The organism is Streptomyces corallincola (genome assembly GCF_019104725.1).
GTDB classification, from domain to species: domain Bacteria; phylum Actinomycetota; class Actinomycetes; order Streptomycetales; family Streptomycetaceae; genus Streptomyces; species Streptomyces corallincola.
In genome coordinates, this window is sequence record NZ_JAHRXF010000002.1 from 273,367 (window position 1) to 292,051 (window position 18,685).

Below are 18,685 nucleotides of genomic sequence, written 5' to 3' on the forward strand. Positions count from 1 at the left end.
TCGAGGTCACCCTCCGCAGATTACCGTTCACAGCCCGAAGCGCCGCTGGAGGTCCCCGAGCTGGCCGGGAAGACGCGCCCCGCCCGGTGATCCCGGCCCCGGTGCGCCGGGCCCGCCCGGGCCATCTCCGGGCACCCCCGGCCCGGCGGGCACCTGCCCCGCGGACCGCTCGGGCAGCAGCGCCTCGCTGGACTGCAGCAGCACCGTGCCCGCGCCGACGAACTCGAACTGGTGCTCCTCGCCCGACGCCCCGCCGAGCCCGGTCATCGCCCGGAGTCCGCCCAGTACCCCGGTCAGATACCCGTGGTCGTAGTGGTGGCAGGGGGAGGGGCAGTCCGCCCAGCCGACCAGCGCCTGCGGGTCCACCCTCAGCGGCGGCTCCATGAACACCACCGGCCCGTTGGAGGCGGCCACGAACTTCCCCGTGCCGATCAGCGTCAGGAAGCCCGGCACGATCGACTGCTTCAGTGCCAGACTTGGCTGGAAAGCGAGCAGATGACCCGCGCGGACGGTCAGATTCCCGTCGTCCAGGTCGAAGGAGTTCACGTCCAGCGCCCGGTCGGCCAGCAGCATCTTGCCCGAGCCCTCGGCCACCACCCAGTCGCTCGCGTGCAGCGGCGAGTGGAACGACGTGCGCACCAGCCGGTCCAGCCGCCCGTGCCCCACCCCGTTGAACTCCATCGCCCCGTAGTAGGCGATCATCTTCCCCTTCTGCAGGAACCACGGGGAGCCCTTCAGCTCCACGCAGAAGGTGTACGGATTCACGTTGTCGTCCGTCGGCAGGGTCTCCGGGTCGAACACCACCGGGCCGCCCGGCGCCCCCTGGCCGCCGATGTGCGCGCTCACAGCTTCTCCTCCGACGCCTGGACGAACACCGTGCCGCTGCCGCTCAGCTCCAGCTGGAACGCCTCGCCGGAGCCCCGGCCCACCATGTCCCGCCAGCCCAGCGCGCTGGACAGCCGGTTGCGCAGGTCGCCCCGGTGGGCGACGTACGCCTGCGGGTCCACGTGCACCGGGCGCCCCGGGGCGACCGGCAGCTCGAACACCCCGCCGTGCGCCATCACGGCCGCCGAGCCGTGCCCCTGGAGCGCCGTGGTGAACAGCCCCTGGCCGGTGGCCTGGCCCCGGACCAGGCCCATCACCCCGCCCTGCGCGCCCAGGAACACCGTGCCCTGGCGCAGGGTGTCCTCGAAGGCCAGCAGCCGGTCCGCCTCCACGTGGAGCGTGTCGCCGGTCAGCGCGATCACGTGCACATGGTGGCCGCCGTGCCCGAACAGCACCGTGCCGCTGCCTGCCACCGACATCAGCGGCGTCGCCTCGCCCGCCACCCGGCGCCCGAGCATCGACATCAGCCCGCCCTGGCCGCCCTGGACGTTCGGTGTGAACGACACCTCGCCCCGGTACGCCAGCATCGCCCCGCGCTGGCTGAACAGGCCCCGGCCGGGCGCCACCGTCGCCTCGACCATCTTCGAGTTGATCTCCCGGAAGCTCACAGGTCCCCCGCGATCGTGTTCCGCTCGCTCGGCTGGACGTAGACCAGCCCGTCGCCCTCGAACCGGATCTGGAACGCCTCGCCGCCGCCCTCGCCGAGGAACGTGCGGAACGTCACCCCGGACTGGAACGACTGCCGCACCTCGCCCTGGTGCGCGATGTACGCCCCTGGATCGACCGTCAGCGGATACCGCGGGCTGACCCGGAGCACCACCGCCGGGCCGTCCGACAGCAGCGCCGCCTGCCCGTGTCCCTCCACGGTCGTGGTGAACAGCCCGTTGCCCCGCGCCGCGCCGCGCAGCCCGGTGAACGTCGTGCCCGTACGCAGCCCGGCGTCCGTCACCAGCAGATTGCTCGCCTCGACATGCAGTCGGTCGCCCCGCAGCGTCACCAGATTGATCTCCGACGCCCGGTCCGCGAACCAGCATGTGCCCTGCCCCCTCACCTCCATCACCGTCATCTGCTCACCCGTGAGCCGCCGGGCCACCATCCCCCGCAGCCCCTCACCGCCGCCCGTCAGCTTCTTGAAGGCCATCCGCCCGTCGTACGCGACCATCGAGCCGTTCTTCGCCTTCACGGCGTCCCCGGTCATCTCGACGGCGAGGACCTTGCTCCCCTGGAGCCGGAACATCGCCACGCACCGAAAGTAGCCGCCCGACGGGTGGAGACGACAGCACCCGTGGGTGGAGACGGACCCTGAGCGCACCCCTAGGGGACCGGTTTGTCACAATGGGCCGACGCTTGTGCTTCCGTTCACAAAGCGGATCATGGAGCGGACCACCCGGCCGCGTACCGGCCGGTGGACACAGCCCCGCCGTCGCACCCCCGTGACTCCCCACCGAAGGTGACCCGTGGACCTCAAGACAGCCAACGCCCTCCGCCGCCTGCGCCTGGTCTCGGCGCCGGAGGCGGTGTCCTTCCTCGTCCTGCTCGTCTGCTCGGTCCTGAAGCGGACCACGGACTTCGACGCGGTGCGGGTGATGGGCTGGGTGCACGCCATCCTGTTCATCCTCTACGTGCTCTTCTGGGCCGACGCCTGGAACCGCACCCGCTGGAACTTCCGCACCGCCGCGCTCTACTTCGTCCTCTCCGTGCTGCCCACCGGCGGCTTCTTCGCCGAGCGCAGGCTGCGCCGGGAGGCCGAGGACGCGGTCGTCGCCGCCCGCGAGGCCAAGGGGTCCACGGCTGCCGAAGAGGCGGTGCGCGCATGATCGTCGCCTTCTCCGTGACGCCCCTCGGGGTCGGTGACGATGTGGGGGAGTACGTCGCCGACGCCGTCCGCGTGGTCCGCGAGTCGGGGCTGCCGAACCGTACCGACGCGATGTTCACGTCCGTCGAGGGCGAGTGGGACGAGGTCATGGACGTCGTCCGGCGTGCCGTCGCCGTGGTGGAGGAGCGCGCGCCGCGCGTCTCTCTGGTCCTCAAGGCGGACATCCGCCCCGGTGTGACGGACGGACTGACCTCCAAGGTCGAGACCGTCGAGCGCCATCTGAGCGCCTGAGGCGCGCAGTCCTCCGCCCGCCTCCGCGCCGGGGCGGGCGGTCGGCTGCCCGAAAGCCGAGACGGGGCTGACCGGCATATGACCCGACGGTAGGGTCTGGTGCCGTGTCCAAGCCACTCAGTCTCCCGTTCGACCCCATCGCCCGCGCCGACGAACTGTGGAAGCAGCGCTGGGGGAACGTTCCCGCGATGTCCGCGATCACCTCGATCATGCGGGCCCAGCAGATCCTGCTCGCGGAGGTGGACGCGGTCGTCAAGCCGTACGGGCTGACCTTCGCGCGCTACGAGGCGCTGGTGCTGCTGACCTTCTCCAAGGCGGGGGAGCTGCCGATGTCGAAGATCGGTGAGCGGCTGATGGTCCACCCCACGTCCGTGACGAACACGGTGGACCGCCTGGTCAAGTCGGGTCTCGTCGCCAAGCGCCCCAACCCCAAGGACGGCCGCGGCACCCTCGCCACCATCACCGCCAAGGGTCGCGAGGTCGTCGATGCCGCCACCCGCGACCTCATGGCGATGGACTTCGGCCTCGGCGTCTACGACGCGGAGGAGTGCGCCGAACTCTTCACCATCCTCCGCCCCCTGAGGGTCGCGGCGAAGGACTTCGAGGAGGGCTGACTCCCGGGCCGACGGGAGTGGTGCCCCCCCGGAAAGATCGCCCGGAAAAGGTGGTTACGCTCGCACCCATGAAGAAGAGCGTGTTGACCCGCTACCGGGTCATGGCCTATGTCACCGGTGTGCTGCTGGTTCTGCTGTGCCTGGGCATGATCGCCAAGTATCTGCTGCATCTCGACGGCGCGTCCGGCTTCACGGAGGTCGTGGCCATCGCGCACGGCTGGCTGTACGTCGTCTACCTGGTCTTCGCGTTCGACCTGGGCTCCAAGGCGAGGTGGCCCATCGGCAAGCAGATCTGGGTGCTGCTCGCCGGAACGGTTCCCACGGCCGCCTTCTTCGTCGAGCGCAGGATCAGCCGCGAGCTGGACGGTCAGGTCGCCGAGCGGGCCCCCGCCGTGGCCAAGGTCCAGTAAAAAGCCGCCGTTCGCCACTCGAACGGCGGTATGCCATCGACATTTACTTGGACGTCCTAGTAAATTCGAGGGTATGGACGCTCATGCCATCGAGGAGGGCCGCCGGCGCTGGCAGGCCCGTTATGACGGCGCGCGCAAGCGCGACGCCGACTTCAGCACGCTCTCCGGGGACTCCGTGGACCCGGTGTACGGGCCCCGGCCGGGAGACGTGTACGAGGGGTTCGAGCGCATCGGCTGGCCCGGTGAGTACCCGTACACCCGAGGACTGCACGCCACCGGCTACCGGGGGCGTACGTGGACGATCCGCCAGTTCGCCGGGTTCGGCAACGCCGAGCAGACCAACGAGCGGTACAAGATGATCCTGGCCGCGGGCGGCGGCGGCCTCTCCGTGGCGTTCGACATGCCGACCCTGATGGGCCGCGACTCCGACGACCCCCGCTCGCTCGGTGAGGTCGGCCACTGCGGGGTGGCGATCGACTCGGCGGCCGACATGGAGGTCCTGTTCCGGGACATCCCGCTCGGTGACGTCACCACGTCGATGACCATCAGCGGCCCGGCCGTCCCCGCCTTCTGCATGTATCTGGTCGCCGCCGAGCGCCAGGGCGTCGATCCGGCCGTGCTCAACGGCACGCTCCAGACCGACATCTTCAAGGAGTACATCGCGCAGAAGGAGTGGCTGTTCCAGCCCGAGCCGCACCTGCGCCTCATCGGTGACCTGATGGAGCACTGCGCCTCCGGCATCCCCGCCTACAAGCCGCTCTCCGTCTCCGGCTACCACATCCGCGAGGCCGGTTCCACGGCCGCGCAGGAGCTGGCGTACACCCTCGCGGACGGCTTCGGGTACGTCGAGCTGGGCCTCTCGCGCGGGCTCGACGTGGACGTGTTCGCACCCGGCCTGTCCTTCTTCTTCGACGCCCACGTGGACTTCTTCGAGGAGATCGCCAAGTTCCGCGCCGCCCGCCGCATCTGGGCGCGCTGGATGCGCGAGGTCTACGGCGCGAAGACCGACAAGGCGCAGTGGCTCCGCTTCCACACCCAGACCGCCGGTGTCTCCCTCACCGCGCAGCAGCCGTACAACAACGTCGTGCGCACCGCCGTTGAGGCGCTCGCGGCCGTGCTCGGCGGCACCAACTCGCTGCACACCAACGCCCTGGACGAGACCCTGGCCCTGCCCAGCGAGCAGGCCGCCGAGATCGCCCTGCGCACGCAGCAGGTACTGATGGAGGAGACCGGCGTCGCCAACGTGGCCGACCCGCTGGGCGGTTCCTGGTACGTCGAGCAGCTCACCGACCGCATCGAGGCCGACGCCGAGAGGATCTTCGAGCAGATCAGGGAGCGCGGTCTGCGCGCCCACCCCGACGGGCGGCACCCCATCGGCCCGATCACCTCCGGCATCCTGCGCGGCATCGAGGACGGCTGGTTCACCGGCGAGATCGCGGAGTCCGCGTTCCGCTACCAGCAGGCGCTGGAGAAGGGCGAGAAGCGCGTCGTCGGCGTCAACACCGCCACCGGCTCGGTCACCGGCGACCTGGAGATCCTGCGCGTCAGCCACGAGGTCGAGCGCGAGCAGGTCCGCGCGCTCGCCGCCCGCAAGGCGGCCCGCGACGACGCCCGCGTCAAGGACGCCCTGGACCGCATGCTCGCCGCCGCCCGCAACGGCTCCAACATGATCGTCCCGATGCTGGAGGCCGTCCGCGCCGAGGCCACCCTCGGCGAGATCTGCGGCGTCCTGCGCGACGAGTGGGGCGTCTACACGGAGCCCGCCGGATTCTGACCGCCCGCCGGTACGGAGAGGCGCCACCGGCCACACGCCCCACCCGGACGGCCGGGCGGCGGTCCCCGAGGACCCCGCCCGGCCGTCCGGGCCGTACCCGGTGACCAGGGTGTGGATCTCGGCGGCGCCCTTCACCCAGGGCTCCTCGTCGTCGGACAGCTCGATCGCCCCGATCCTCGTGGTCCAGAACCCCTCTCCGGCTGCCGCCGACGGCCGCGCGCTGTCCGTCCGAGCCGTGCGCCGGGCCGCCCGCTGCGCGGGGCGCGGAGGCGCCGAGCCGGACGGTCAGCAGTGGGGCCGCCGAGCCGGGCGCTCGGTGGAACGGTCACGCGCCGGGTCTGTGCGAGTAGACCCGCGCGCCTATGGTGACCGGGGCATGTCATGCCCGCTAGGCCCCTCGATCACCCGCACGAGTGAACTTCCGCTGTACGCGCGGGAATCGGAACCGCGGGCCCGCCGCCGGGCGTTCTGCGTACATGACTTCCCGTTCTAGGAATCCGACCCCGCGCCGTCGCGCAGTACGGCCGCTCCCAGCCCCTCCAGGAGTACGGCCGTGAACCGGCGCGCCCACTCCGTGTCCACCGCGCTCCCGCTCACCAGTGACCGGTGCACGACCGCACCCGCGACCACGTCGAAGATCAGGTCGGCGGTGCGTGCCGCCTCCACCGGGTCGTCCTGTGCGGGGAGTTCACCGCGCGCCTCGGCCCGCGCCCGCCCCTCCAGGACCAGCCGCTTCTGCCGCTCGACCACCGAGGCCCGCATCCGCTCGCGCAGCGCGTCGTCCCGTGTGGACTCCGCGACCACGGCCATCAGACCGCTCTTGCACTCCGGGCGGGCCAGGATCGCCGCGAACTGAAGCACCACGCCCTCGATGTCGGCGGTCAGCGTGCCCCGGTCGGGGAGTTCGAGCTCGTCGAAGAGTTCGGCGACCGCGTCCACCACCAGCTCGCTCTTGCCCGGCCAGCGCCGGTAGAGGGTCGTCTTCGCCACCCCGGCCCGGGTCGCCACGTCCCCGAGCGTGAGGCGGGACCAGCCGAGGTCCACCAGCGCCTCGCGGGTGGCCGCCAGGATCGCGGTGTCCGCCTCGGCGCTGCGGGGGCGGCCGGGACGCCCGGCGGGGGTGCGGCTCTGCATCCCCCGACCATAACGGGCGGGTTCTGTGCGGCCGTGAGGGAGATCACCGGGGAGCGCTGTCGCGGGCGGCGTCCGTGCCATTACGCTACGGGTCGTAGCGAAAGCTCGTGACGGACGTACACGGGCCATGACCGGCGGCACGGGTGGGGACCCGGTGCCGGACGGGCACACCCTTTTTTCATTCACGCGCGGATACGGGGGAGGATGGGCGCATGCAGCCACGGAACATGTCCATGAGCGGCGTCGTTGACCTCGCCGCGGTGAAGGCGGCCCAGGAGGCCAAGGCCAAGGCCGAGCAGACGCGCGCCGAAACCGCCCGGCAGGGCGGGGCGGGGGCCGTCTCGCCGGCCGACCTCGTCATCGATGTCGATGAAGCCGGATTCGAGCGCGATGTCCTCCAGCGCTCCGCCGAAGTACCCGTCGTGATCGACTTCTGGGCCGAGTGGTGCGAGCCCTGCAAGCAGCTCAGCCCGGTCCTGGAGCGGCTGGCCGTCGCGTACGCCGGGCGCTTCCTGCTCGCCAAGATCGACGTCGATGCCAACCAGATGCTGATGCAGCAGTTCGGCGTCCAGGGAATCCCGGCCGTCTTCGCCGTCGTCGCCGGGCAGGCGCTGCCCCTCTTCCAGGGTGCGGCGAGCGAGCAGCAGATCCGCGAGACCCTGGATCAGCTGGTCCAGGTCGCCGAGCAGCGTTTCGGCCTGACCGGGCTCACCGTCGATCCGGACGCCGCCCCCGGCGCCGCCGTCGCGCAGGAGCCCCCGGCCGGGCCGTACGACGCCCTGCTCTCCGCCGCCGTGGACGCGCTGGACGCGGGCGACCTCGGTGGTGCCGTGCGCGCGTACCGCAACGTGCTGAGCGACGACCCCGGCAACACCGAGGCCAAGCTCGGCCTGGCGCAGGCCGAACTGCTCCAGCGGGTGCAGGACATGGACCCGCAGCAGGTGCGCAAGGACGCCGCCGACCGCCCCGGTGACGCCGCCGCGCAGATCGCCGCCGCCGACCTCGATCTGGTCGGCGGGCATGTCGAGGACGCCTTCGGGCGGCTGATCGACGCCGTGCGCCGCACGGCGGGCGACGACCGCGACGCGGTGCGCCGTCGGCTGCTGGAGCTGTTCGAGGTGGTCGGCGGTGACGACCCGCGCGTGGTGGGTGCCCGCCGGGCGCTGGCGCGCGCCCTGTTCTGACCAGTCCTTAAACACCACGGCTTGTGATGCCGGGGTGAAAGATTGGCCGAGTTGCCGTCATGGTGGCCGCGCTTTGCCAAAACTTGGCAATCGCGGCCACTGTTACTCGGAGTAAATCGGAAGCGGCTCTCTGACCGCTTTCGTCCCGAGATCAACTGTTTTCCGCTCCCCCTCGATGGCACCCAGGGTGTCCCTCCGGGTTCACGGAGTCGCCCATCGGTTATCGGGCCGTTACTAGCCAGTAACGAACCCCCTTGTGCCCGGGCCGAGAATGCACCACGATCGGCGACGCTCGGTCCATTCCCGCACCCCGGCAACCGGTCGGGTCGCGGGAGACTCTGGGTCCCCACCGAGCAGAGCCGGCGGCAGTGGCGCCGGCTCTAGGGCAGGGGGGTCTTCGCCTTCGCGGTGAAGCCTGTCCGAGAGGTTGTGCGTGATGTGTGTCAGGCGCGACCAGTGGTTGTCGCTCGGGGGTGATCGCCGGTGATCCGGGTGCGGTTCGCACCTCCGGGTGCGGGCGCTCTCCTTCCCGAGGACGTAGCACTTCTCCCATCCCTGTCCGGCTGTTCCCGTCCTCCGGGGCGGGGCCGGGCCAGGAGATGTACGTCCGAGAAGGAGGAAATATGGAGTCCCAGGTGCGTGGCGGGACCAGATGGAAGCGGTTCGCTGTGGTCATGGTGCCCAGCGTCGCCGCGACGGCCGCGATAGGTGTCGCTCTCGCGCAGGGCGCGCTCGCCGCGTCGTTCAGCGTGTCGGGGCAGTCGTTCAAGGTCAGCGCCGACTCGCTGGAGGGGCAGGGCTTCGCCCAGTACGGCGCGATCGACCAGGGCTACACCCTGGACGGCAAGAAGACGATCCACCCGGTCGCCGTCTCGTCGTTCGATCACGCCGAGATCACCAACCTGTGCCAGTCCGTGGTCACGCCCGACGTGCCGGTCTTCGGCAAGGTCAGCCTGATCCTGCGGGCCGGTGGCAAGAACGCCCACAAGGTCGAGGCCGACCAGATCTACATCGACGTCGCCGACCTGAAGGCCGATGCCACCTTCAAGGGCATCGACATCGGTGTGGCGGCCGGTGACACGGCCAAGAGCAAGGGCGGCAAGGGCCCCGGCATGAAGGGCGGAGGCGAGCAGGCGAACCCGTACGGCTTCGCCCAGCAGGCCGACAGCGCCACGCTGACCGGTGTGAAGCAGACGGCGTGGGCGACCACCGCCGGTACCTTCCAGCTCAGTGGTCTGCACATGTCGCTGTCCACGACTGGCAAGGAGTGCTACTAAGCACTCGTTGACGGGCGGGGGAGCCTTCGGCGCCCCCGCCCGTTCCCTCTGGGGCCGTGCTTTCACGCGGGGCCCACATCGCCATCACAGCAACGCCGCACCAGGGAGCTGTTTTCCATGAGCGCCGAGACCCCTGCCGCCGACCCCGGCCAGTTCATCCGCCGGAGGCAGCAGTTCCGCGCGTGGCGGGGCAACCGTCCGTTCTGGGCGGGCCTGTACGTCCTGCTCAGCGGCTTTCCGATCATCTACTTCCCGTACTTCCATCTCCAGGTCGGTCACCTGACCCTGGCGATGGCGACGACTGCGGGAGCCGGGTCTCTGATCATCGGCGTGCTGCTGATCGTTCTGGGCATCAGCCTCTGGTTCCAGAAGCACGTGCGCACCTTCGCGGGTGTCGCGGCGATTCTGCTGGCGCTGGTGTCCCTGCCCGTCTCGAACTTCGGCGGGTTCATCGTCGGCTTCCTGCTCGCCCTGATCGGCGGCGCGATGGCCGTGTCCTGGGTCCCGGCCGCGAAGCCGTCCGCGGGAGTTCAGGACGGCGCGTCCCACACCGCCGCGCCGCTGCCCCCGCAGGGCCCGGCCAGGACGCACGAGTCGTACGACCTGTCAAAGACGACCCCGGTCAACGAGGCGAACGGGAGGCACAGTGCCGGCTGACGAGGTGATCCTCGGGACCGACGTGGACGGGTCTCGGGAGAGAACCAGAGCCCGCCACGCGGCCCCCAAGAAGCCGCTGTTCACCAGATTCCACATGCCTGCCGGCAAGGCGATAGCCAGTGTGGCCATGCCGACGGCCGTCCTGGTCGGCCTGGGGTTCACGTCGTCGCTCGCCCTCGCGGACAACGGCGGCACCACCCCGTCCGCCGCCAAGAGCCAGCAGGCCGACGAATACAAGGACTGCGTCCAGGCCCTCGCCGACGGCAAGAAGGCCGACGACGGCAAGGACGGCAAGGACCCCTCCGCGTCGCCCTCCCCGTCGGCCTCCGGGACCGGTAAGGACGACGCGGGCGACAAGGGCGGGACGAAGGACACCGGCACCAAGGACACCGGGAGCAAGGGCACCGGTACCAAGGACAGCGGTACGGACGCGGGCAAGCCCTCTTCGTCGGATTCAGGTTCCGACGACACGGCGAAGCCCGACCCGACCCGGTCCACGGGCACCGGCACCTCCGTCCCGACGCCGTCCACCAGTGCGAGCCCGAGCGGTGACGGCGGCCTGCTGGGCGGCCTCGGGGACACCGTGGGGAACGTCCTCGGCGGCACCCTCGGCACCGCGCTCGGCGGCGGCACCAAGGACTCCGGTACGACCACGAGCCCCACCCCGTCCCAGTCCGCCACCAAGGCACCCGAGGCCCCGAAGACGCCGGAGTCGAAGACCCCGGAGTCGAAGACCCCGGAGTCGAAGAAGGCCGACGCCAAGGGCCACGGCACCCTCACCGGCACCGTCAAGGACACCCTCGACAAGGTGACCGGCACGGTGAAGGACACCACCGACGGTGCCTCCAGGACCGTGGGGGACGCCGGTAAGGCGCTCGGGGACGCGGGCAAGGCGGCCAAGGACGCCGTACCCGGCGCCGACGCCGCGCTGCCGGACGACTGCCCGAAGGCCACGGACGCCGAGGGCGGGATCGACAACAAGGTCCCGCTCGCGGACGACCCCTGGTACCTGAGCGCCAGTTCGCTGACGCTGAAGGGCGCCGACTACAAGGGGATCGTGGAGGTGCGCACCGCCAACGGCACCGTGAAGAAGGTGCTGAAGTACGTCATCTCCGACGGCACCGACATCGGTGACCTGCACCAGACGGTCATCGACAAGCAGGCCGGCAAGACGTACCACGTCCAGGCAGGCAAGGGCACGACCTCCACCATCACCGGCGGTCAGACGGTGATGTACACGGAGAAGATCTCCGGCAACCTGCTCGGCCTGCTGCCCGTGACGTTCAGTCCGGACAGCCCGCCGCCGCTCAACCTGCCGTTGATCTACTTCACCAACGCCAAGGTGACGCAGGCCGCGCAGTTCGGCGGCAACCTGCACATCCCCGGCATGCGGCAGTACATCACCGACTGACCCGCGCCGACGGGCCGCAAGGCCCCACCCCGAAGCCACTTCGGAGCCGCGAAACACCGAGGGCGCCCCCTTCTGGAAGGGGGCGCCCTCGGCGCCGTTCAGGCCGCGGTGCCGCTCAGACGTCGCCGCCGAGCTGGTGCACCCGGACCATGTTGGTGGTGCCGGGGACACCGGGGGGCGAACCGGCGGTGATCACCAGGGTGTCGCCGGGGGTGAAGCGGCCGAGCTTGGCCACCTCGGCGTCCACCATGTCCACCATCTCGTCGGTGGTGTTGACGAACGGCACCACGTGCGACTCCACGCCCCAGCTCAGGCTGAGCTGGTTGCGGGTGCCCTCGTCCGTGGTGAACGCGATGACCGGCTGGGCCGCGCGGTAGCGGGACAGCCGACGGGCGGTGTCACCGGACTTGGTGAAGGCGACCAGGCCGCGCCCGCCGAGGAAGTCGGCGATCTCGCAGGCCGCGCGGGCGACCGAACCGCCCTGGGTGCGCGGCTTCTTGCCCGGCACCAGCGGCTGGAGGCCCTTGGAGAGCAGCTCCTCCTCGGCCGCCACGACGATCTTCGACATCGTCTTGACCGTCTCGACCGGGTAGGCGCCGACCGAGGACTCCGCCGACAGCATGACCGCGTCGGCGCCGTCCAGGATGGCGTTGGCGACGTCGGACGCCTCGGCGCGGGTCGGGCGGGAGTTGGTGATCATCGACTCCATCATCTGGGTCGCCACGATCACCGGCTTGGCGTTGCGGCGGCACAGCTCGATGAGGCGCTTCTGCACCATCGGGACGCGCTCCAGCGGGTACTCGACGGCGAGGTCGCCGCGGGCGACCATCACACCGTCGAACGCCATGACGACGTCCTCCATGTTCTCGACGGCCTGCGGCTTCTCCACCTTGGCGATGACGGGGACCCGGCGGCCCTCCTCGTCCATCACCTTGTGCACGTCGTGGATGTCCCGGGCGTCCCGGACGAAGGACAGCGCGACCATGTCGCAGCCCATGCGGAGCGCGAAGCGCAGGTCCTCGACGTCCTTGTCGGACAGCGCGGGCACGTTCACCGCGGCGCCGGGCAGGTTGATGCCCTTGTGGTCGGAGACCACACCGCCCTCGATGACGATGGTCTTCACGCGCGGACCTTCGACGTCCACGACCTTCAGCTCGACGTTGCCGTCGTTGATCAGGATCTGGTCGCCGCGCGACACGTCCGCGGGCAGGCCCTTGTACGTGGTGCCGCAGATCTGCTTGTCACCGGCCACGTCCTCGGCGGTGATGACGAACTCGTCGCCGCGCTCCAGCTCCACCGGGCCCTCGGCGAAGGTCTCCAGGCGGATCTTGGGGCCCTGGAGGTCGGCCAGGACGCCGACGGCGCGGCCGGTCTCCTTGGCGGCGGCCCGGACGCGGTCGTACCGCCCCTGGTGCTCGGCGTGCGAGCCGTGGCTGAAGTTGAAACGGGCCACGTTCATGCCGGCCTCGATCATCGAGACGAGCTTTTCGTGGGTATCGACCGCGGGGCCGAGCGTGCAGACGATTTTTGAACGGCGCATGGGGCGATCCTATCGGTTTGTTTCGCTGCGGAATATTCCGGCTGGTGGAAGATACAAATGGGCGGACAGCCGCTCAGTCGTGTTACTCGCGTGTATTGCCGCGGAGTTCGCCGGAGCCCGCCGGAGTCGGCCGGAGCCCCTTCTCACTTTCCCGCCAGCGCGTACGTCTGGGTGGCGATCTCCAGCTCCTCGTCGGTCGGCACCACGGCCACCGCGACGCGGGCGGAGTCCGGGGAGATCAGCCGGCCGCCGTCACCGGGCGCCGCGTTGCGCACCGGGTCCACCGCGAGGCCCAGGGTCTCCAGGTCCGCGAGCGCCGCCTCCCGCACCACCGCCGCGTTCTCCCCGACACCGGCCGTGAACACCACCGCGTCCACCCGGCCGAGCACGGCGCAATAAGCGCCGATGTACTTCCTCAGCCGGTGAATGTAAATGTCGAACGCGAGGGCCGCCTCGGCGTCGCCCGCGTCGATACGACGACGGATCTCCCGCATGTCATTGTCCCCGCACAGCCCGAACAGACCGCTCCTCTTGTTGAGGAGAGTGTCGATCTCGTCGGTGGACATTCCGCCGACGCGCCGCAAATGAAAGATGACGGCCGGGTCCAGGTCCCCGGACCGGGTGCCCATCACCAGCCCCTCCAGCGGCGTCAGTCCCATCGAGGTGTCCACGCACCGCCCGCCCCGCACCGCCGACGCAGAGGCCCCGTTCCCCAGGTGCAGCACGATGACGTTCACGTCCGCCGGGTCCCGGCCCAGCAGCCGCGCCGTCTCCCGCGCCACGTAGGCGTGCGAGGTGCCGTGGAAGCCGTAGCGGCGGATGCGGTACCGGTCGGCGATCCTCGGGTCGATCGCGTACCGTGCCGCCGCCTCCGGCATCGTCGTGTGGAACGCGGTGTCGAACACCGCGACCTGCGGCAGGTCCGGGCGCAGCGCGCGGGCGGTGCGGATGCCGGTCAGGTTGGCCGGGTTGTGCAGCGGGGCGACCGGGATCAGCCGCTCGATCTCGGTGAGCACCTCGTCGTCGATGACGGTCGGCTCGGTGAAGAACATCCCGCCGTGCACCACCCGGTGCCCGATGGCGGCCAGTTCGGGGGAGTCCAGGCCGAGACCGTCGCGGGCCAGCTCCTCCGCGACCGCCTTCAGCGCGGCCCCGTGGTCCGCGATCGGCCCGCCGCGCTCCCGGCTCGCGCCGGTCGCGGGCACGGTGTGCTTCAGCCGCGAGGTCCGCTCGCCGATCCGCTCCACCAGGCCGGACGCCAGCCGGGTCCGCTCCCGCATGTCCAGGAGCTGGTACTTCACCGACGAGGAGCCGGAGTTGAGGACGAGGACACGGGTCGGGGAGGTCACTGCTGGGACGCCTTCTCACTGGAGTGCTCGGACGGGACGGGGGCCGGACCGGGGGACGGGTCCTGGGCCTGGATGGCGGTGATCGCCACGGTGTTCACGATGTCCTGCACCAGCGCGCCCCGCGACAGGTCGTTCACCGGCTTGCGCAGCCCCTGGAGCACCGGCCCGACCGCGATCGCCCCCGCCGACCGCTGCACCGCCTTGTACGTGTTGTTGCCGGTGTTCAGGTCGGGGAAGACCAGCACGCTCGCCTGGCCCGCGACCTCCGAGCCGGGCAGCTTGGTCGCCGCCACCGACGGCTCCACCGCCGCGTCGTACTGGATCGGCCCCTCGATCTTCAGGTCCGGGCGGCGCGAGCGCGCCAGTTCCGTCGCCGCCCGCACCTTGTCCACGTCCGCGCCCGACCCGGAGGTCCCGGTGGAGTACGACAGCATGGCGATCCGGGGTTCCACCCCGAACCGGGCCGCCGTGCCCGCCGCCTGCACGGCGATGTCCGCCAGCGCCTCCGCGTCCGGGTCCGGGTTGACCGCGCAGTCGCCGTAGACCAGCACCTTGTCGGCCAGGCACATGAAGAACACCGAGGAGACGATCGAGGTGTCCGGGCGGGTCTTGATGATCTCGAAGGCCGGGCGGATCGTCGCGGCCGTGGAGTGCACCGAGCCCGACACCATGCCGTCCGCCAGGCCCTCCTGGACCATCAGCGTGCCGAAGTAGTTCACGTCGGCGACCACGTCGTGCGCCAGCTCCACCGTCACGCCCCGGTGCGCGCGCAGCTCCGCGTACTTCTGCGCGAACAGGTCCCGCAACTCGCTGGTGGCCGGGTCGATCAGCTGGCTGTCGCCGAGGTCGATGCCCAGGTCGGCGGCCTTCTTGCGGATCTGCTCCACCGGGCCCAGCAGCGTCAGGTCGCACACCCCGCGCCGCAGCAGCACCTCCGCCGCGTGCAGCACCCGCTCCTCGGTGCCCTCGGGCAGCACCACCCGGCGCCGCTCCGCGCGGGCCTGCTCCAGCAGCTTGTGCTCGAACATCATCGGCGTGATCCGGCCGCTGCTCGGCGCCGAGACCCGCTCGGCCAGCTCCGCGGTGTCCACGTGCCGCTCGAACAGGCCGAGCGCGGTCTCCGCCTTGCGCGGGGTGGCCGCGCTCAGCTTGCCCTCCAGCGAGAACAGCTGCTCGGCCGTGGGGAAACTCGTCCCCGACACCGACAGCACCGGGGTGCCGGGTGCCAGCCGGGTCGCCAGTGCCATCACCTCGTGGCTCGGCACCTCGTCCAGGGTGAGCAGTATCCCCGCGATCGGCGGGGTACCGGCGCTGTGCGCGGCCAGCGCGCCCACCACCAGGTCCGCGCGGTCGCCGGGGGTCACCACCAGGCAGCCGGGGGTCAGCGCGGTCAGGAAGTTCGGCAGCATCGCCCCGCCGAACACGAAGCCGAGCGCGTCCCGCGCCAGCCCCGAGTCGTCCCCGAGCAGCACCCGGCCGCCGAGCGCCTGCGCGATCTGCGCGACGGTCGGCGCGGACAGCGCGGGCTCGTCCGGCACCACGTACACCGGTACCGGCAGCCGCCCGGCCGCCCGCTCCGCGATCCCGTCCCGGTCCTCGCGGGCCACCCGGTTGGCGACCATCGCCAGGACGTCGCAGCCGCGCCCGGCGTACGCCCGGTGCGCGTTGCGGGTCTCGTCCAGCACCGATTCCGCGCTCTGCCCCCGGCCGCCGACCACCGGGATCACCGAGGCGCCGAACTCGTTGGCGAGCCGGGCGTTCAGCGACAGCTCGTCCGGGAGCTGGGTCGCGGCGAAGTCGGTGCCGAGGACCAGGACCACGTCGAAGGCGCGGGCCACCTGGTGGAAGCGGTCCACCAGCACCGACACCAGCTCGTCGGTGCCCTGCTCGGCCTGGAGCGCGGACGCCTCCGCGTAGTCCATGCCGTAGACGGTCGCGGAGTCCTGGGAGAGCCGGTAGCGGGCCCGCAGCAGCTCGAACAGCCGGTCCGGGCCGTCGTGCACCAGCGGGCGGAACACCCCGACCCGATCGACCTGCCGGGTCAGGAGTTCCATGACCCCCAGCTCCACGACCTGACGGCCGTCGCCGCGGTCGATCCCGGTCACGTACACGCTGCGCGTCACAGGGGCGCTCCGTCTCCGCGGGGCGCGGGGCCCCTCAGTCCTGGTTCCTCGGTGTTCTCCGTGCGGTCACCCCGTGGCCGGAAAAAAGCCCCCCGAGGCGAGCACAACCCCCTTGACAATACCCCTGTCGAAGGATAGGGATTCCCGCCGCTTTTGGGGGTGCGGACGGCCGGGACCCGGCCGCTCGTCGGCTCCCCGGCGGGCGTGAAAGAATCGTGGCGGCTCACCGGCACCCACAGCGAGCAGGAGACACAGCAGGATGCGCATCGGAGTTCTCACCGCAGGCGGCGACTGCCCCGGCCTGAACGCCGTGATCCGGTCGGTCGTGCACCGCGCCGTGGCCCACCACGGCGACGAGGTCATCGGTTTCCAGGACGGCTACCGAGGGCTGCTCGACGGCCAGTACCGCACGCTCGACCTGGACGCCGTCGGCGGCATCCTCGCCTCGGGCGGCACCATCCTCGGCTCCTCCCGGCTGGAGCGCGACCGGCTCCGCTCCGCCTGCGAGCGGGCCGGTGACATGGTCGGCGAGTTCGGCATCGACGCGCTGATCCCGATCGGCGGCGAGGGCACGCTCACAGCGGCCCGGATGCTCTCCGACGCGGGCCTTCCGGTCGTCGGCGTCCCGAAGACCATCGACAACGACATCTCCTCCACCGACCGCACCTTCGGCTTCGACACCGCCGTCGGCGTGGCCACCGAGGCGATGGACCGCCTGAAGACCACCGCCGAGTCCCACCAGCGGGTCATGGTCGTCGAGGTCATGGGGCGGCACGCGGGCTGGATCGCCCTGGAGTCCGGCATGGCCGCCGGTGCCCACGGCATCTGCCTGCCCGAGCGCCCCTTCGACCCGGCCGACCTCGTCACGATGGTCGAGGAGCGGTTCGCGCGCGGCAAGAAGTTCGCCGTGATCTGCGTCGCCGAGGGCGCCCACCCGCTCGACGGCACCATGAACTACGGCAAGGGCGACATCGACCAGTACGGCCACGAGCGCTTCCAGGGCATCGGCACCGCGCTCGCCTACGAGCTGGAGCGCCGCCTCGGCAAGGAGGCCAAGCCGGTCATCCTCGGCCACGTCCAGCGCGGCGGCGTCCCCACCGCGTACGACCGCGTCCTCGCCACCCGGTTCGGCTGGCACGCGGTGGAGGCCGCCCACCGGGGCGACTTCGGCCGGATGACCGCCCTGCGCGGCACCGACATCGTGATGGTCCCGCTCGCGGAGGCCGTCACCGAGCTGAAGCGGGTCCCGGTGGACCGGATGGACGAGGCGGAGTCGGTCTTCTGAGTCCCGTTCCGGGCTGAGGAGCGCGGAGGGTTCCGCGAAGGGGCCGTGCCGGTGGGCGCGGCCCCCTTCGTCGTACGGCGCCTGTGGCCGTGGGGCGGTACGGCGCTCAGCCCTTCACCGCGCCCCCCAGCGCGAACCCCCCGCCCAGGCGCCGGGAGACCAGGACGTACAGCAGGATCACCGGCGTCGAGTACAGCACGGAGAACGCGGCGAGCTGTCCGTAGGCGACGGCGCCCCGGTTGCCGAAGAAGTCGTTGATGCTGACCGAGGCGGGCATGCGGTCGGGGCTGAGCAGCAGCATGAAGGGGACGAAGAAGTTGCCCCACATCATCACGAACGAGAACACCGTGACGACCGCGACACCGGGCCCCATCAGCGGCAGCACGATCCGCATCAGCGACTGCGCCGCCGACGCCCCGTCGGTCCAGGCCGCCTCCTCCAGCTCCCTCGGCACCCCGTCCATGAAGTTCTTCATCAGCCAGATGGCGAAGGGGAGTTGAGAGGCGGCGAAGAACAGGATCGTGCCCTCGAAGGTGTCGATCAGATTGACCCGGACGAACAGCGCGTACACCGGGACCATGATCGCGGTGATCGGCAGGCTGGTGGCGAAGAGGATCGCCAGCAGGAACGGCCGGTTGAACCGGGACCGGAACCTGGACAGCGGATACGCGGCGAGCGCGGCGCACACCACGGTCAGCGCGGTCGCCCCGCCGCACAGGATCAGGCTGTTGAGCAGCGGGGTGTAGGTGATGTCCGGGGTGAGCACGGCCCGGAAGTTGGCCGTGGTCAGCCCGTCCGGCACCCGCACCCGCAGCCCGGCACGCGGGTCCACGGAGGACAGCAGCACCCAGGCGAGGGGGAGGACGAAGGCGAGGGCCACGACGAGCAGACCGGCGTCGGCGGCGAGTCGGCGGGCGGGACGGCTGCGGGCCATG

General features: G+C 71.0%; 18 protein-coding genes and 1 pseudogene. 10 read left to right on the forward strand and 9 right to left on the reverse strand.

Features of this window, described 5'->3' with window-relative positions:
• Nucleotides 1-27: 27 nt before the first annotated feature.
• Genes KUM39_RS02780 through KUM39_RS02790 form a run of 3 tightly spaced genes read right to left on the reverse strand, consistent with a single transcriptional unit; the run spans nucleotide 28 to nucleotide 2,122 of the window.
• Nucleotides 28-846, reverse strand: a complete 819-nt coding sequence (locus KUM39_RS02780; RefSeq protein ID WP_372455701.1) for an AIM24 family protein — start codon at nucleotides 844-846, stop codon at nucleotides 28-30.
• On the reverse strand, nucleotides 843-1,493 hold the full coding sequence (locus KUM39_RS02785) for an AIM24 family protein (protein ID WP_217783718.1): 651 nt from the start codon (nucleotides 1,491-1,493) through the stop codon (nucleotides 843-845). Before KUM39_RS02785 ends, KUM39_RS02780 begins: the two co-directional genes overlap by 4 nt.
• Nucleotides 1,490-2,122, reverse strand: a complete 633-nt coding sequence (locus KUM39_RS02790; protein WP_217783774.1) for an AIM24 family protein — start codon at nucleotides 2,120-2,122, stop codon at nucleotides 1,490-1,492. Before KUM39_RS02790 ends, KUM39_RS02785 begins: the two co-directional genes overlap by 4 nt.
• A gap of 220 nt (nucleotides 2,123-2,342) precedes the next feature.
• On the opposite strand from KUM39_RS02790, the gene KUM39_RS02795 reads away from it, so the two are divergent.
• From KUM39_RS02795 to icmA, 5 genes are all read left to right on the forward strand, one after another.
• Nucleotides 2,343-2,702: a DUF3817 domain-containing protein gene (locus KUM39_RS02795; protein ID WP_217783719.1), complete on the forward strand. Its 360-nt coding sequence runs from the start codon at nucleotides 2,343-2,345 to the stop codon at nucleotides 2,700-2,702.
• Nucleotides 2,699-2,992 (forward strand): MTH1187 family thiamine-binding protein, encoded by a 294-nt coding sequence (locus KUM39_RS02800; RefSeq protein ID WP_217783720.1) that lies wholly within the window; start codon nucleotides 2,699-2,701, stop codon nucleotides 2,990-2,992. Before KUM39_RS02795 ends, KUM39_RS02800 begins: the two co-directional genes overlap by 4 nt.
• Before the next feature lie 104 nt (nucleotides 2,993-3,096).
• The gene (locus tag KUM39_RS02805) at nucleotides 3,097-3,606 is read left to right on the forward strand and encodes a MarR family winged helix-turn-helix transcriptional regulator (protein WP_217783721.1); all 510 of its coding nucleotides are present in this window, start codon (nucleotides 3,097-3,099) and stop codon (nucleotides 3,604-3,606) included.
• Nucleotides 3,607-3,674: 68 nt separating this feature from the next.
• Entirely contained in the window at nucleotides 3,675-4,016 is a 342-nt protein-coding gene (locus KUM39_RS02810; RefSeq protein ID WP_217783722.1) for a DUF3817 domain-containing protein, read from the forward strand.
• Nucleotides 4,017-4,089: 73 nt separating this feature from the next.
• Nucleotides 4,090-5,790, forward strand: a complete 1,701-nt coding sequence (gene icmA, locus KUM39_RS02815; protein WP_217783723.1) for a coenzyme B12-dependent isobutyryl-CoA mutase large subunit — start codon at nucleotides 4,090-4,092, stop codon at nucleotides 5,788-5,790.
• Between the two features lie 99 nt (nucleotides 5,791-5,889).
• Here icmA and KUM39_RS28510 read toward each other — a convergent pair.
• Both KUM39_RS28510 and KUM39_RS02825 read right to left on the reverse strand, forming a co-directional pair.
• Nucleotides 5,890-6,015: pseudogene (locus tag KUM39_RS28510) on the reverse strand (DUF3103 family protein); the annotation flags it as partial.
• Nucleotides 6,016-6,279: 264 nt separating this feature from the next.
• Nucleotides 6,280-6,924, reverse strand: coding sequence for a TetR/AcrR family transcriptional regulator (locus KUM39_RS02825; RefSeq protein ID WP_217783724.1), 645 nt, complete (start codon nucleotides 6,922-6,924; stop codon nucleotides 6,280-6,282).
• Between the two features lie 212 nt (nucleotides 6,925-7,136).
• Here KUM39_RS02825 and KUM39_RS02830 point away from each other — a divergent pair, with 212 nt between their 5' ends.
• The 4 genes from KUM39_RS02830 (at nucleotide 7,137) to KUM39_RS02845 (ending at nucleotide 11,453) form a co-directional block, all read left to right on the forward strand.
• On the forward strand, nucleotides 7,137-8,108 hold the full coding sequence (locus KUM39_RS02830) for a tetratricopeptide repeat protein (RefSeq protein WP_217783725.1): 972 nt from the start codon (nucleotides 7,137-7,139) through the stop codon (nucleotides 8,106-8,108).
• 623 nt (nucleotides 8,109-8,731) lie between these two features.
• Entirely contained in the window at nucleotides 8,732-9,385 is a 654-nt protein-coding gene (locus tag KUM39_RS02835) for a DUF6230 family protein (RefSeq protein ID WP_217783726.1), read from the forward strand.
• A 117-nt stretch (nucleotides 9,386-9,502) separates the two neighbouring features.
• Nucleotides 9,503-10,042 (forward strand): DUF6114 domain-containing protein, encoded by a 540-nt coding sequence (locus tag KUM39_RS02840; RefSeq protein WP_217783727.1) that lies wholly within the window; start codon nucleotides 9,503-9,505, stop codon nucleotides 10,040-10,042.
• Nucleotides 10,032-11,453, forward strand: a complete 1,422-nt coding sequence (locus tag KUM39_RS02845) for a hypothetical protein (RefSeq protein ID WP_217783728.1) — start codon at nucleotides 10,032-10,034, stop codon at nucleotides 11,451-11,453. The genes KUM39_RS02840 and KUM39_RS02845 overlap by 11 nt, the downstream gene beginning before the upstream one ends.
• 115 nt (nucleotides 11,454-11,568) lie before the next feature.
• Here KUM39_RS02845 and pyk read toward each other — a convergent pair whose 3' ends face one another.
• The 3 genes from pyk to pta all read right to left on the reverse strand — a co-directional run bounded on the left by pyk (nucleotide 11,569) and on the right by pta (nucleotide 16,465).
• Complete coding sequence (pyk, locus tag KUM39_RS02850; RefSeq protein ID WP_217783729.1) at nucleotides 11,569-12,993, reverse strand: pyruvate kinase; 1,425 nt, start codon at nucleotides 12,991-12,993, stop codon at nucleotides 11,569-11,571.
• A gap of 143 nt (nucleotides 12,994-13,136) precedes the next feature.
• The gene (locus KUM39_RS02855; protein WP_217783730.1) at nucleotides 13,137-14,342 is read right to left on the reverse strand and encodes an acetate kinase; all 1,206 of its coding nucleotides are present in this window, start codon (nucleotides 14,340-14,342) and stop codon (nucleotides 13,137-13,139) included.
• Nucleotides 14,339-16,465 (reverse strand): phosphate acetyltransferase, encoded by a 2,127-nt coding sequence (pta, locus tag KUM39_RS02860; protein WP_217783731.1) that lies wholly within the window; start codon nucleotides 16,463-16,465, stop codon nucleotides 14,339-14,341. The genes KUM39_RS02855 and pta overlap by 4 nt, the downstream gene beginning before the upstream one ends.
• A 259-nt stretch (nucleotides 16,466-16,724) precedes the next feature.
• Between pta and KUM39_RS02865 the strand changes: the two genes are divergently transcribed.
• Nucleotides 16,725-17,750, forward strand: a complete 1,026-nt coding sequence (locus KUM39_RS02865; protein WP_217783732.1) for an ATP-dependent 6-phosphofructokinase — start codon at nucleotides 16,725-16,727, stop codon at nucleotides 17,748-17,750.
• A gap of 106 nt (nucleotides 17,751-17,856) precedes the next feature.
• On the opposite strand, the gene KUM39_RS02870 is transcribed toward KUM39_RS02865, so the two are convergent.
• Nucleotides 17,857-18,684, reverse strand: coding sequence for a carbohydrate ABC transporter permease (locus KUM39_RS02870; RefSeq protein WP_217783733.1), 828 nt, complete (start codon nucleotides 18,682-18,684; stop codon nucleotides 17,857-17,859).
• Nucleotide 18,685 lies beyond the last annotated feature (1 nt).